The sequence below is a fragment of the Pectobacterium odoriferum genome (assembly GCF_009931295.1).
GTDB classification, from domain to species: Bacteria; Pseudomonadota; Gammaproteobacteria; order Enterobacterales; family Enterobacteriaceae; genus Pectobacterium; species Pectobacterium odoriferum.
In genome coordinates this window covers 75,945-90,476 of sequence record NZ_CP034938.1, presented here as the reverse complement: position 1 = coordinate 90,476, position 14,532 = coordinate 75,945, and the positions used below count along the sequence as shown (strand labels likewise).

Here is a 14,532-nt window from a genome sequence, read left to right as displayed (position 1 = left end):
TATCCCCTGCATAAGCTAGCGCGGTCATTCGGGGAACAGACAAGGGAATCGGGCAGGATTCTCGCCTGCCCGATAACGTGATGGGATGACGTTATTGCGGGTAAGGCACCCAGTCTCCGCCGTTCAGGCGAATATAAGGTTTTCCCTGATATTGCATCACGATCGCGTTCTCATTTTCCGAGATCGCTTCCGTTTGCGGCAGTGCGTTCGTCAGCGTTTGCCAGTCAACAGAAGGCGCGGTGAACACCTTGCCGTCGACCATGCGCGCCACCAGTTCTGAAATCGCCAGATAGCTGCTCGGAGACGTAATCTCCAGCGCGTCGCCCTGATGCGGCGCCTGTAGGCCAAACAGTTTCACACCGACCGGAATATGCGTGATGCTCGGGCTAGGAATATCGCGCAGCCCGGACATTTGCATTTTATCCCCAGCCAGCGCCGCGCCGTGCTCCGGCACCACAATCACCATGACTTTGCGGCCGGATTTTTGCAACTCGTCAAAAAACGTATCCAGTTGGTCAAACAGCGTTTTCGCGCGTGGTGCATAGTCTGCCGACTGGTTCGTACCCACAAAGCGGTTACCGTCATGGAGTGGAATCAGGTTAAAGAAGGTCGCGTTACGCGTCGTCGTCGCTTTACCCCGTTCGCCCAACCAGCGATTTAACAGCTCCAGATCGTTATAAATTGGCTCGCCGTCGAACGACGTAATCTGGTGACTGATGCCCTCCTGCGACAGCATCGGGATCTGAATATCACCCTCTTCACGCACCTCACGCAGGTAATTCCCAAAGACGCCGGAATGGTCGAGCATCAGTTGCTCTTCAAAGCCCAGCTTCACCAGATTACTGAACAGGTAACACTGCTGGTTCACTGGCTGATACAAATCGGTGTGGGACTGCTGGCCGCAGCTTGCGCGCAGCAGGCGAATGGATGCAGGCCCGCTATACGCAGTGGCAGAGTTAAACTCACGGAACAGGATATCGAACTTCTTCCACAGCGGATGGTTTTCCAACTGCGCCACTTCCAGATCCGACCATGACAGCGAACAGATATTAATAATCAGCAGGTCAAAAGGCTGCGCATCCTGCGGCAATGTAGCCGGGAATGCCGTGGTTCGTGCTTTTTCTCGTGTATAAAACTGGTCCAGATAAGCCGTCAGGTTCGCGTTCGTTGGCGGTAAGGTGGCCTCGGGTAACGCAGCGTCTCCGCCCGTTGGGGACGACGCCGCTGACGATGTTGATGCCGTTGATATCGCTGGCATCAGCGATACCGCCGGGCCCGCCAGATTGACGATGTTTAACCACGCCAGCGCCGCTACGGTAAACACCGTAATACGAATCCACTGCGCGAAGAACAGATAGGCCACGATAATGACCGCCGCCGCCCCAACCATTTGCCAGTTAATAAAGCGATTGAACAGCTCCAGCAAATAGGCGGCGCTAAAGCCCGCAACCTGTGACCCCTGACTGAGAATACTGTTGATGCCCGGCAGCCAGGTATCGTGGTAAAACAGCCCGATACCGAGCGGGATGGCGATAATATGACGCCAGCGGTGCAGCGTAACGTTGGGAATCGGGAACAGCAAAAACGCCAAAAACACCAGATTAAGCAGCGGATGAAAATTCAGGTAGCCAAACCATAACAGGGCAAATTTCAGCAAGAAATACACATTCCAGGCACCGAGCCCACGCCAGTAGCGCCATGTATTCTGCTGTTGTGGCGTATGCGGTTGCTGCTTACGTGATTTGTCGTCCATTTTATTTTTTAGTCTCTGCTGAAGTCGGCTGGGTTGAGACCGTCTTTGTTGAAGAAGAACTACGCATCCAGACACTCGCAGGCTTCAGGTAGCGCGGCGACAATAGCCTATTTTTCCAATACTGAAGCCAGTGGGGAATCACACGGTGCGCCAGGTAGCCAAGCGTAAAAAAGATGACCGAGCTCAACAACACCAGTTGAACGATATCAATCAGGTTCATGACGGTTCTCCCGGTGCGCGGGCCCGTAAATTGGAACCCAATAGATCAGGCTCCAGTAAATTAATAGCAACAGGCTCACGCCGCGGCGTCTGGCTACGCGGTGCCGATTCGGCCTGCTGCAAGTGGACATAATCGTTAATCTGCCGCTCCTGCTCCAGCGTATCGTCCTGCACCAGCGACTTCACTTCTGCCAGAATCTGTAAGTCTTGTGACCAGACAATCCGATTGCTGAACACTTCATCCACCGGCAGACGGAAAATAGATTTCAGCGCGATATCCAGTTCATTCAGACGGCAATTGGACAGGAACAAAAAAAGACGACCCTGCGCGATCGTGACGACATCACCAAAGCGTCGCAGTGTACACAGCGTCAACGCCTGCGCCGCCCGTACGCCCGGCACGGGGCGCAATGCGACCAGCACACCCTTGCTGCCTTCTGGCATCAGCGTGCTATCAATCAACATCTGCACAGACTGCCGAAAGGTCTCAGGAGGCTGATAGCCCTTAATCTGTAGCGGCCGCATGGTGGTCAGCAAGACCTCGACATCGACAGGAACATGCTTGGTAAAGCGCTGTCCCTGCACGCTTTCAACTCGCGTCAGGAAACGGGATAGCGGTTCTGAATGCGAGACAATACTATTCGCGCCACATGCCAATAACAGGCGCTCGTCGCTGGCGCGCAGACAAGGCTTCATTTCTCGCACCACAATCTTCAGTAATTCACCGCGCTGCCGCCGCAGGCTATGAACCTGTTTGACGAGCGTATCGACCTGGCTGGTTTGATTGAGCGCAAAAACGAGGGTAGCCGAGTTCGTCAGCATGCCGGTTTGTACCAAAATGGCGTTGTCGTCCAGTAGCTGCCAGTTTTCTGACAGCGCAGGTGCGCCTTCCATCACGCTCTTTTCCATCAGGAACAGCCCATCATCATCCAGAGACGGCGTGAGGGTTAGCTCCTCTTCCTTCAGCATGTGCCACCCGTCACTGTCGGATTGCAGCATCTGCACCTTATTCGCCCGTACGCCTCTTTCCGTTGCCCACCATGACACCAGATACTGTGCGCGATCCTGTTGCCATTGCAGGCTAGCCAAACCGTAGAGCCCGCGATGTTGAGAAATCAGCATATTCCTCAAACGGGTTACGCCGCTGCTGTGGCTGATAACGACCAGCGTACACTGGCGTTGATGCAGCCATGCCGCCGTATCATCCACCCAACGCTGGAGCCTTTCTGGCGAGATATCCCGCCACAGGCTGGCAGGAGCATAAAGCACCAATAGACGGTTTTTGGGGCGCAGTGCGCGCATTACATCATCGGTTAAATTCAGCAACGCGGCTTTATTTTCTGGAAGTGAATAGCAAGCGGCAGGATTTTTTTTCGGCAGTAAATAACGCCGTCAGCAGCGCATCAGATCGTTCTCCACAGCCGATTAACGCCACTCTCGCATCGTTATTTTGGCTGTGCATGACTTGTTGGCAAAATAATGCGGCATCAACCTGTCGGTCAACATTAACCCAATAAAAGCCAGCCTGCTGGAGCGTAGCCAGCTCATCCCAAAGGTGACGAATACCTAATGAAAAGTTCTGCTTCATAGACTGATTTTCTTTTTCGTTAATGGCGGCAATCCACCAGTCAAAATAAACTCTAGCAGCCCCTTGCGGGATCACAACTGTCCGCCATGAATTATTCCTATCCTTTGATAAATCAGCTCATTACTATTTTTGGCTATTCACATTGCAATCATAAATTCATTGCTATAGTTAATTGGCACACCTGACTCCTGATTAAAGGCAGCAGAGGCGTAACCTTTCATCTGCCAGACTGCCTGTTATGGGTGCAAAAAGAAGCACCTCATCTGCCATTCAGATGCTCTTCTTTCTCAATGATAATGGATAGCCTATTTCAGAGGCATGGGATGAATAACGAAACGGCTCGTATAGATACCAGCACTCGCGCCAATTTTACCGAGGATGCAAGAACCGATGACGATCTACGAGTTCTCAGTCAGGCGTTTTCTTTACCTGAAATAAACTATGTCGATATCGCTCGTCAGGCGCGTCTCAGACAAATGATGGCTCGCTGGCCGCTACTGGATGAATTAAAAGAACCGGCTGGGAGCGACTGACGATGCCCGTAATTGCATTGCAGGGAATTCGCGGAGGCGTAGGCACCACTTCGATCGCCGCTGCACTGGGATGGGCCTTCCAACGCCTGGGCGAATCCGCGCTGGTGATTGATTTTTCGCCGGACAATTTGCTGCGCATTAACTTTAATATGCCGTTTGAACAACGCCGCGGCTGGGCGCGGGCCGAAGCCGACGGCGCGCCGTGGCAGACCGGTGCCATGCAGTATCTCCCCGGACTGGATTTTCTGCCATTTGGTCGCCTGAACGCGCAGGAAGTCGCGACGCTCCAACAGCATTACCACCAGCACCCCGCACTCTGGCAAAACAATCTGGCACAGCTCAGTGCTGCGGGTCGACATCGCTGGATACTGATCGATGTACCGGCAGACAATAGCCCGCTCACGCGACAGGCGTTAGCCACCGCGAATACCGTTTTTCAGGTGGTGGTGGCGGATGCCAACTGCCATTCACGCTTACACCAGCAGGCGTTGCCACGTCAGTGCCATTTTCTGGTTAATCAATTTTCTACTCTCAGCACGCTCCAGCAGGATTTACACCAACTCTGGCTGCACACGCTGTCACACCTGCTGCCGCTGGTGGTACACCGTGACGAAGCCTTGGCAGAATCGCTGATGCTGAAACAGCCGTTGGGCGAATGCCGCCCGGACAGCGTGGCAGCAGAAGAGATCATGACGCTGGCAAACTGGTGCCTGATTCACGTTAAGGAAAGTGGCGTATGAGCGGGATTCTGCGCCTCTTTCTCGTTCCGCCCGCCAGACAGGCGATACAGCAGCGCTACTGCGGCTATCGCCAGCAGGGTGCCTCCGCCTTTGCGGCATTTCTCGCCACGCTGTTTGCGATACTCGGCTGGATCTTCCTGCGGCTGGAGTCTGAGGGCTGGCAACAGATTCGCGTGCAGCGAACCTACTGGTTCCCACACATTTCACCTCAACGCCCGCGTCCGGCCGATATTCTTCGCTATCTGACGCAGGGCATTTGGCTGCTGACCATCAAAAACGGCCAGTTACCGACATCACGCCGCAATTATTTCTCCGCGCTACCGCGCTGGCGGCAACGCTACATGAACGCGCTACAAGGGCTGTTTACCCGCTTTAGCCACGCAAATACTGACGATCGCGAAGACCATGAGTCCCGTCCTGCCAAGACGAGCCACGTACAAAGGCTGGTGACAGTGATACTGAGTCTGCTGTGCGCAGCGCTAGCGCTCCTGTGCATCACACAGCCGTTTGATTTGCTGTCTCAGTTTATTTTTATGGCGCTGCTGTGGGGGATCGCCATGCTCGTTCGCAACATGCCAGGACGCATGCCAACGCTCATGATGATCGCCCTTTCTTTCACCGTCTCCTGCCGTTATCTGTGGTGGCGCTACACCGAAACGCTGAACTGGGACGATCCGCTGAGCCTGATCTGCGGCCTGCTGCTGCTGGCGGCGGAAACCTATGCCTGGGTCGTGTTGGTTCTGGGTTATTTCCAGACGATCTGGCCGCTTAACCGTCACCCGGTTTCGCTGCCGGAAGACAGTAAAACGTGGCCAACCGTCGATCTCATGATCCCGACCTACAATGAACCGCTGAGCGTCGTGAAACCGACGGTGTATGCCGCGTTGGGCATCGACTGGCCTAAAGATAAGCTCAACATCTATATTCTGGATGACGGCGGGCGCGCCGAATTTAAAGCCTTCGCTGAAGAAGTCGGCGTCCATTACATCGCCCGCGTCACGCACGAACATGCCAAAGCTGGGAACATCAACAACGCCCTGAAACAGGCGGAAGGCGAGTTTGTCGCCATTTTTGACTGCGACCACGTCCCTACCCGCTCCTTCCTGCAATTGACCATGGGCTGGTTCTTCAAAGACAAAAAGCTGGCGATGCTGCAAACGCCGCACCATTTCTTCTCGCCCGACCCGTTCGAACGCAATCTGGGACGCTTCCGCCGCACGCCCAATGAAGGCACGCTGTTCTACGGTCTGGTTCAGGACGGCAACGACATGTGGGATGCCACGTTCTTCTGCGGTTCCTGCGCCATCCTGCGGCGTAAACCGCTGGATGAGATTGGCGGCATCGCGGTCGAAACGGTAACGGAGGATGCCCACACGTCGCTGCGCCTGCATCGCCGTGGCTACAGCTCGGCATATATCCGCATTCCGCAGGCCGCTGGATTGGCGACCGAGAGCCTGTCGGCCCACATCGGGCAACGTATTCGCTGGGCGCGCGGGATGGTGCAAATCTTCCGGTTGGATAACCCGCTATTCGGCAAAGGGCTGAAGCTCGGGCAGCGGCTGTGTTATGCCAATGCCATGATGCACTTTCTGTCTGGTATTCCTCGACTGATCTTCCTGACCGCGCCGCTGGCCTTTCTGCTACTGCACGCCTACATCATTTTCGCCCCAGCGCTGGCGATCGCGCTCTACGTGTTGCCGCATATGGTGCACGCCAGCCTGACCAACTCACGCATTCAGGGTCGCTACCGCCACTCTTTCTGGAGTGAGATTTATGAAACTGTGCTGGCGTGGTACATCGCCCGCCCCACCACCGTGGCCTTGTTTAACCCGCATAAAGGGAAATTCAACGTGACAGCGAAAGGTGGGCTGGTGGAAGAACAGCATGTCGACTGGGTGATTACGCGGCCTTATCTGGTGCTGGTGCTGCTGAATATTGCCGGGGTAGTGTATGCCGGCTGGAGACTGATTTACGGGCCGCCGGAAGAGATCATGACAGTGCTCATCAGCCTGCTCTGGGTCATGTACAACATGACCATTTTAGGCGGAGCCGTCGCGGTTGCTGTAGAAGCTAAGCAGGTGCGCCAGGCACACCGGGTGGAAATGTCGATGTCCGCCGCTATTCTCCGTGCCGATGGGCATCTTTTCCCCTGCGTGCTGCGCGACTATTCCGATGGCGGTGTGGGCGTTGAAGCCCGCGAATCAGGCATTCTTCAGGTCGGGGACAACGTCTCGCTGTTGCTAAAACGTGGTCAGCAGGAATACGCCTTCCCTTTCAGCGTCACCCGCGCGTTCGACAACAAAATTGGTCTGCGCATGGCCAACCTGACCATTCGCCAGCATATTGATTTCATTCAGTGTACGTTTGCCCGCGCCGACACCTGGGCGCTCTGGCAAGACAGCTTCCCGCAGGATAAACCCGTCGAAAGTCTGGTTGATGTGCTGGCTCTCGGTTTTCGCGGCTACCTGCGTCTGGCGGATTACGCGCCGCCCGTCATACGCAACATTATCCTCGCCTTCCTCAACACCGTGGTGTGGGTTGTGTCATTCATCCCGCGCTATGTGGGGAAACACCCCGCAACAGACCAGCCAGACGCTGCGCTGCCTGAAAAAGCCGTACATCAGGGCAAGACGCCGTCTGCCCATGAAACGCGATTTGCACAAGAGAACCTGTTTACAGCAAAGACAGTGGCTTGATTGCCATTCACAGGCCGTGATCAACGGTCTTTTTCCTGATAACGAGAAAGACCCTTAACATTGATGATGACACGATGACGAAAAAAATAATTTGGTTCACCGCATTGGCTTTAGGCGTCAGCTCATTATCTCAGGCTGTCACCGCGCCACAAGTACAGGCACCGGGTGTGGAGAATGGTCTCCAGCCGCCCGCTTCTGTAACGTCCAGAATTCCGATGACACCACCGCCGGTCAACGCCGCCGTGCGTAACGTGGTGATGCCGTTTGCGCAAATCGCGCCGGCTCCGGGCACCTTTGCGTTGCGCGGTGTCGATCCCGACGGGCAGATTGAATTCAGTGTTCGTAGCGATGAAGTGGTGACGCAGGCTTCGCTCGACCTCGAATTTACCCCGTCACCCGCGCTGATCCCCACCGAGTCGCATATCAAGGTTTACCTGAACAATGAGCTCATGGGCGTCACCACGATTAGCAAAGAGCAGGTGGGGAAATCCAACCGCGTGCGTATTCCTATCGATCCGCGCTACATCACGGACTTTAACCGCCTGCAATTGGTGTTCGTCGGCCATTATCAGAACATCTGCGAAAACCCAGCCAGCACCAGCCTGTGGCTGGATGTCAGCAAAGCCAGCGCGCTCAACCTGCAATTCCAGAAGCTGACACTGAAGGACGATCTGTCGCCGTTCCCTGCACCGTTTTTTGACAGCCGCGATACCCGCCCGCTAACGCTGCCCATCGTCTTTGCCGGCCAGCCGGATCTGGTGCAGCAGCGTGCCGCCGCAATGCTCGCCTCCTGGTTTGGCAGCAAAGCACAATGGCGCGGGCAGTCTTTCCCTGCCCTCTTCAACCAACTGCCGAATAGTCACGGTATTGTATTTGCCACCAACGATAAACGGCCGGATTTCCTGCGCGATTCCCCCTCTGTGAATGGGCCAACGGTGTCTATCATCAGCCACCCCAACGATCCTCATGTGAAACTACTGCTGGTGCAGGGGCGCGATGATAATGAACTGCTTACCGCCGTGCGGGGCATCGCACAGGGGAACGCGCTGTTCCGTGGGCAAAGCGTCACTATCGATAAGGTCGAACAGCTCGCCCCACGCCAGCCGTATGATGCACCAAACTGGGTACGCACCGATCGCCCCATGACCTTCGCCGAACTGCAACAATATAACGAACAGTTGCAAACCGACGGCATTGTTCCCCGGCCAATTTCACTGACCATGAACCTGCCGCCTGACCTGTTCCTGATCCGCAGTCAGGGCATCGATATGCGTCTGAAATATCGCTACACCGCGCCGCAGATTCAGGACGGATCGCGCCTGAGCATCAATCTGAACAACCAGTTCGTACAGGCCTTCTCGCTGGCGCCGGAACAGGACCAGAATTCCCTGTTGATGCGCCTGCCGCTCACGCAGGGGCTATGGGATTCCGACAAGAACCTGTCAATTCCGGCGCTGAAACTAGGTACCACCAACCAGTTGCGCTTTGATTTCAACTACACCACGCTGCTTTCCAGCGGCACGGCCGACCGCTGTGAAACCTATACGCCAGTCGTCAATCACGCCGTCATCGACAGCAATTCGACCATTAATTTCTCTGGCTATCGCCACTTTATGGCAATGCCGGATCTGCGCGCCTTTGCCAATGCTGGCTACCCGTTCAGCCGACTGGCTGACCTGTCACAAACGCTGGTGCTGGTGAACAAACAGCCACAACCGGCTCAGGTCAGCGCGCTGCTGAATGCCATCGGCAACATTGGAGCACAGACGGGTTACCCGGCGCTGGCGGTGCGGCTCAGCGATGACTGGACAGAGATAGACAAACAGGACAGCGATATTTTGATGATCGGCGCTATCCCGCCTGAACTGCACGACAGCAGCAAAATCAACCTGCTGGTCGAGCAAACGCAAAGCTGGATTAAGCAGCCGATACGCCAGACCGCTGTCCTCGACATGGGCTCACCTGAATCTGACGCAACGCCAGACAGCAAAACCACCGTCAGCAGTGACGGTGCGATGTCGGCGATTATCGGCTTCCAGTCCCCATATCACGATCAGCGTAGCGTCGTCGCACTACTGGCCGATAGCCCGCAGGGCTATACGCTGCTCAACAACGCGCTGATCGACAGCGAAAAAAGAGCCTCGCTGTTTGGTTCCGTTTCCGTCATCCGTGAATCGGGCATCAATAATCTGCGCGTCGGTGACGTTTACTACGTCGGCCACCTGCCGTGGTGGGAACGTATCTGGCACGCCTTGGCGCAGCATCCTGTCTGGCTGGCTATCATGTCCACCATCACCGTCATTATTGTTGCCTGGTTGCTGTGGCGTGGCCTGAAATTCTTCAGTCGCCGTCGCCTGTCACCGGATGAAAGGGACTAACGCACCATGCCGCGCGCACTGCGCTACCTGATCCCCACGCTGCTGTGGCTATGGGCTTCCCTGGCCACTGCCGCTGTCTGCGACTGGCCAGCTTGGGAGCAGTACAAACAGCATTACATCAGCGAGGAAGGACGGGTGATTGATACCTCAACGCCCAATAAAATCACCACGTCCGAAGGGCAAAGCTATGCCATGTTCTTTGCGCTGGTCGCCAACGATCGCGTGATGTTTGATCGGCTGCTGAAATGGACGGAGGACAACCTGTCCGCAGGCGATTTGCGCGCGAATCTGCCCGCCTGGCTGTGGGGAGAGAACACGGATAAGCAGTGGACGGTGCTGGATCCGAACTCGGCTTCCGATGCTGACCTGTGGATTGCCTATAACCTGCTTGAAGCTGGCCGACTGTGGAAAGAAGCACGCTATCAGACGCTGGGCACCACGCTGCTCGCGCGCATCGCCAAAGAAGAGGTAGTGACGATTCCGGGACTGGGCGTGATGCTATTGCCCGGCAAAGTGGGCTTCGCAGAGAAAGAGAGCTGGCGCTTGAACCCCAGCTACCTGCCGCCGCAGTTGCTGGCACGATTTGCGCCGCTGGACGAGACGTGGAAAGCCATGCAGCGCACCACGCAGCGCCTGCTGTTGGAAACCGCGCCGAAAGGGTTCTCGCCTGATTGGGTCATCTGGCAAAAAGACAAAGGCTGGCAGCCCGATACCACCAAACCCAATATTGGCAGCTATGACGCCATTCGCGTCTATCTGTGGGCGGGGATGATGGCCGACAGCAGCAGAGGAAAAGCCGACTTGATCAAACAGTTTCAACCGATGATTCAACAAACGATCCAGCAAGGGCTACCGCCCGAAAAAGCGGACACCGCGACAGGTGCCGTCACCGGACAGGGATCGGTAGGCTTTTCCGCCTCACTGCTGCCGATGCTATCCCGTCAACCGGATGCGCTGGCCGTCCAGCGCCAGCGACTCAGCGACAATCCACCGGGGGACGATGCGTATTTCTCCGCCTCTCTGACACTCTTTGGTCAGGGATGGGATCAGAAGCGCTATCGCTTCACTTCACAAGGCCAACTCTTACCGTCTCGGGGCAGCCAATGCACAACAACACCGTAAACTGGCTGCACCTCCTCCCGTTATTGCTGGTTACTGCGCCGCAGGCATACAGCGCGGAAACCGCATCGCCAGAGCAATTTCTGATGGAACAGGTGCGTCTGGGAGAAGCCAGTAATAAAGACGATCTCGTCCGCCAGTCGCTCTATCGACTGGAACTGATCAACCCGGATAATCCCGAGGTTATCGCTGCAAAATTACGGCTGGTGCTGCGTCAGGGCGATCAGGCGCAGGCACGCCAGCAGTTGGAAAGGCTGAAGACTGTGGCGCCCAACTCCGCGCTCTATCGTCAGGCAGAAATAACGCTGGCGCTGACGCAGGAAACTGCGCGTCAACAGTTACAACAGGCGCGTTTACTGTCTACCGCCGGGCGTTACCCAGAAGCCAAAGCGCAGTACGACGCGCTCTTTCACGGCGAGCCGCCCACGCTCGATCTCGCCGTGGAGTATTGGCGTCTGGTTTCTCGTTTGCCGAATCAGGAACCCGTCGCGATTAAGCAACTGGAAGCGCTGGATCAGGTTTATCCTGACAACGTTCCGCTGCGCATGGCGCTGTCACGCCTGCTCTTCAGCCAGGATCGCAACGAGCAGGCCTACCCTTTACTGAAACAGCTGTCTAACGATCCCGTAGGACGTAGTCAGGCGGCGTCGCTATGGCTGGAAATTATTGGCCGGATGCCGGTCACGCCGCAGAGCGTGGCGGAACTCAACCGCTTCCTGACGGTATTTGATGACGGTGAACAGGCAGAAACCGCGCGCAAAGCGCTCAACCGTCAGCAGGGAATGTTGGCCGACCCTACGTATCAGGCCCGTCTCCGCAGTCTGGCGGTGGTGGAAAGCGGCGGGGGCAACCGCGCCACGCTCGGTGAGCTCAATCAAGCGCTGGCCGCCACACCCAACGACCCTGAGCTGATCGGCGCTGTGGGTCTGGTTTACCTGCGCGCAGGCGATCGGGCAAAAGCACTGGTACAGTTCCAGAAAGCATTGCAGGCGGATACTGATCGCCTCAACAGCGGTAAATGGGAAGGGCTCATCCAAAGCACGCAATATTGGACCACGATTGCGGAAGGCGACAACGCGCTAAAAGCCAACAACCTCCCGCTGGCGCGGCAGAAATATCAGCAGGCACGCCAGATGGATAACACCAACGCCTATGCGCTAATTGGTCTGGGTGATGTCGCCGTTGCCAGTAAGAATGATGCCGCCGCACAGCCGCTCTATCAGCAGGCCTTGCACCTTGAACCCGGCAACGACAACGCCTTGCGCGGCCTGGTCGGGATTTATCAGCGGCAGTCGCCGGAAAAAGCACTCGCTTACCTCAACGGCCTGTCACCCAGCCAGCAGAATGCGATGCGGGAACCGCTTGCCGCACTGCGGCTCGATATCCTGAAACAGCAGGCGGATCGGCTTTTAGAACAGCAGCAGTGGGCGCAGGCGGAGGAGAAGTATCGTCAGGCGAACCAGCAGGATCCGAACGATGTGTGGCTGGCCTATCGCTATGCACAGACGCTACGCCAACTGGGAAAAACGCAGCAGGCGGACAGCGTGGTACAGCGTGCGACGTCCATACCCCCGACCAGCGCGGAAAAAAATTACGTTTACTCACTTTACCTGTCATCGACCAATCGCGATGAGCAAGCACTCGCTCACCTGAACACGCTTCCCGCAGCGCAGTGGAGCGACGATATGCGCGACTTATCTCAGCGCCTGACGATGCAGACCACGCTGGCAAAAGCGGAAGCCATGCGCGACGCGGGTGATGAATCCGCCGCTATCGCTTTCCTCCGCCAGCAACCGGCTGACACCCGCATCGATCTCCTACTAGCAGACTGGGCGCTGGCTCGGGGTGAATACGCTACGGCGCTGGCAGATTATCAGCGCATCCGCACGCGAGAGCCGCAGAACCCCGATGCGCAACTGGGTGAAATCGATGCGTTTATCGCGCAGGGCCAGCAAGATGACGCACGCCAGCGCCTGAACCAGCTTCCAATGCAGGCGGCTGATACGCTCAATGCGCAGCGGCGCGTCGCCAACGCCTGGCAAGCGGTCGGGGATCCGCAAAAATCGACAGCCCTTTTCCGCCAGCTAAAAATCGACGCGCAGAAAGAGCCTGTCGGTCAGACCAAGGCTCTGGTCTATCGCGATGCGGCACGCGTTGAACAACAGCAATCTCAACCTGAACAGGCACAGCAGGACTATAAACAGGCGATGGTTGCTAGCGGCATCACGCGCGCTCTGCCGCAAAGCGACGATGACTACACCCGGCTGACGCGCAATCAGGCAGGGGACGACTGGCTGCAACGCAGCATCCGTGCCGATGCCGCAGACCTGTACCGCAAGCAGGATATTACCGTCACCCTTGACCACGATTACTCGAGTTCGAGCGGTACCGGCGGCGTTTCCGACCTGAGCGCCCACAACACCATGCTGCAAGTGGATATGCCCCTGTACGACGGTCGCGCCTTCTTCCGCACCGATACCGTACAGATGGACGCTGGCTCCTTCTCAGCGGACAGCAACGGTGCCTATAGGGAAACCTTCGGCACCTGCGCCACGCAGGACTGCTTCGACGGCAAATCGCAGAAAGCCACCGGAACCAGCGTCGCCGCAGGTTGGAAGAACGATCGCTGGTCAGCGGATATCGGCACCACGCCGCTCGGCTTTGATGTCGTCGACGTTGTCGGCGGCGCAAGCTACAGCGGTGACTGGCGGCAAATCGGCTGGACGGCGACGGCATCGCGCCGCCCGATCTCCAGTTCACTACTCGCCTTCGGCGGCACCAAAGACCCAGGCACTGGCATTACCTGGGGCGGCGTGCGTGCAACGGGCGTCAGCCTCGGGCTGAGCTACGATCGGGGCGAAGCGCACGGCATCTGGAGTGATTTCAGCGTCCACCAGATTACGGGTAAAAACGTGGCCGATAATGACCGCGCCCGCGCGATGGCAGGTTATTACTACAAGCTGATTAACGAGGATAACCGACGCGTCACGGTCGGCCTGAACAGCATGTGGTGGCGTTACCAGAAGGATTTAAGCGGTTACTCGCTCGGTCAGGGCGGCTACTACAGCCCGCAGCAATACTTCTCGCTGGGCGTGCCGGTGAACTATCGGCAGCGGACGGAAAACTGGTCGTGGGAACTCGGCGGATCGCTATCGTGGTCTCGGTCTTCAACCAAATACCAGCATCGCTACCCGCTTACCGGCCTGCTTGGCAACGTAACGCTGACCGACAGAGACGATGGCGAACAGGGCAGCAACAGTTCCGGCTTCGGCTATACGGCGCGCGCCATCGTCGAACGCCGCCTCAGCTCACACTGGACGCTGGGTGTCGGTATCGACATTCAGCAAGCGAAGGATTACACCCCAAGCCACGGCCTCATCTACCTACGCTACTCCGCCTCCGGCTGGCAAGGCGATCTCGACAGCCCACCGCAGCCGCTAACGCCTTACGCGGACTTTAAGTAACCTTCCCCCTGATTGGGTTTCCAGAACAGCGGAAACCCAATG

The 14,532-nt window shown here is 56.8% G+C and carries 8 protein-coding genes and 1 pseudogene; 6 read left to right on the top strand and 3 right to left on the bottom strand.

Annotation, left to right across the window (positions count from 1 at the left end; translation table 11 throughout):
• Positions 1–91 precede the first annotated feature (91 nt).
• The 3 genes and pseudogenes from bcsG to bcsE all read right to left on the bottom strand — a co-directional run bounded on the left by bcsG (position 92) and on the right by bcsE (position 3,560).
• Positions 92–1,753, bottom strand: coding sequence for a cellulose biosynthesis protein BcsG (gene bcsG, locus EO763_RS00370; protein ID WP_161527741.1), 1,662 nt, complete (start codon positions 1,751–1,753; stop codon positions 92–94).
• Position 1,754: 1 nt separating this feature from the next.
• Complete coding sequence (gene bcsF / locus EO763_RS00365; protein ID WP_161527740.1) at positions 1,755–1,973, bottom strand: cellulose biosynthesis protein BcsF; 219 nt, start codon at positions 1,971–1,973, stop codon at positions 1,755–1,757.
• Positions 1,970–3,560: pseudogene (gene bcsE, locus EO763_RS00360) on the bottom strand (cellulose biosynthesis protein BcsE). The gene bcsF and the pseudogene bcsE overlap by 4 nt, the downstream one beginning before the upstream one ends.
• Before the next feature lie 323 nt (positions 3,561–3,883).
• Here bcsE and bcsR point away from each other — a divergent pair.
• From bcsR to bcsC, 6 genes are all read left to right on the top strand, one after another.
• Positions 3,884–4,093: a cellulose biosynthesis protein BcsR gene (gene bcsR / locus EO763_RS00355; protein ID WP_161527739.1), complete on the top strand. Its 210-nt coding sequence runs from the start codon at positions 3,884–3,886 to the stop codon at positions 4,091–4,093.
• Between the two features lie 2 nt (positions 4,094–4,095).
• Positions 4,096–4,833, top strand: a complete 738-nt coding sequence (gene bcsQ, locus EO763_RS00350; RefSeq protein WP_161527738.1) for a cellulose biosynthesis protein BcsQ — start codon at positions 4,096–4,098, stop codon at positions 4,831–4,833.
• The gene (gene bcsA / locus EO763_RS00345; RefSeq protein WP_161527737.1) at positions 4,830–7,529 is read left to right on the top strand and encodes a UDP-forming cellulose synthase catalytic subunit; all 2,700 of its coding nucleotides are present in this window, start codon (positions 4,830–4,832) and stop codon (positions 7,527–7,529) included. Before bcsQ ends, bcsA begins: the two co-directional genes overlap by 4 nt.
• 74 nt (positions 7,530–7,603) lie before the next feature.
• Entirely contained in the window at positions 7,604–9,907 is a 2,304-nt protein-coding gene (bcsB, locus tag EO763_RS00340; RefSeq protein WP_161527736.1) for a cellulose biosynthesis cyclic di-GMP-binding regulatory protein BcsB, read from the top strand.
• Positions 9,908–9,913: 6 nt separating this feature from the next.
• Positions 9,914–11,029 (top strand): cellulose synthase complex periplasmic endoglucanase BcsZ, encoded by a 1,116-nt coding sequence (gene bcsZ, locus EO763_RS00335; RefSeq protein WP_161527735.1) that lies wholly within the window; start codon positions 9,914–9,916, stop codon positions 11,027–11,029.
• Positions 11,011–14,490, top strand: coding sequence for a cellulose synthase complex outer membrane protein BcsC (gene bcsC, locus EO763_RS00330; RefSeq protein ID WP_161527734.1), 3,480 nt, complete (start codon positions 11,011–11,013; stop codon positions 14,488–14,490). Before bcsZ ends, bcsC begins: the two co-directional genes overlap by 19 nt.
• Positions 14,491–14,532 lie beyond the last annotated feature (42 nt).

What these genes read in the sequence shown, in the direction of transcription:
- bcsR (WP_161527739.1), top strand. Translation starts at nt 3,884, where the DNA reads ATGAATAACGAAACGGCTCGTATAGATACCAGCACTCGCGCCAATTTT.
- bcsF (WP_161527740.1), bottom strand. Translation starts at nt 1,973, where the DNA reads ATGAACCTGATTGATATCGTTCAACTGGTGTTGTTGAGCTCGGTCATC.
- bcsZ (WP_161527735.1), top strand. Translation starts at nt 9,914, where the DNA reads ATGCCGCGCGCACTGCGCTACCTGATCCCCACGCTGCTGTGGCTATGG.
- bcsA (WP_161527737.1), top strand. Translation starts at nt 4,830, where the DNA reads ATGAGCGGGATTCTGCGCCTCTTTCTCGTTCCGCCCGCCAGACAGGCG.
- bcsB (WP_161527736.1), top strand. Translation starts at nt 7,604, where the DNA reads ATGACGAAAAAAATAATTTGGTTCACCGCATTGGCTTTAGGCGTCAGC.
- bcsG (WP_161527741.1), bottom strand. Translation starts at nt 1,753, where the DNA reads ATGGACGACAAATCACGTAAGCAGCAACCGCATACGCCACAACAGCAG.
- bcsC (WP_161527734.1), top strand. Translation starts at nt 11,011, where the DNA reads ATGCACAACAACACCGTAAACTGGCTGCACCTCCTCCCGTTATTGCTG.
- bcsQ (WP_161527738.1), top strand. Translation starts at nt 4,096, where the DNA reads ATGCCCGTAATTGCATTGCAGGGAATTCGCGGAGGCGTAGGCACCACT.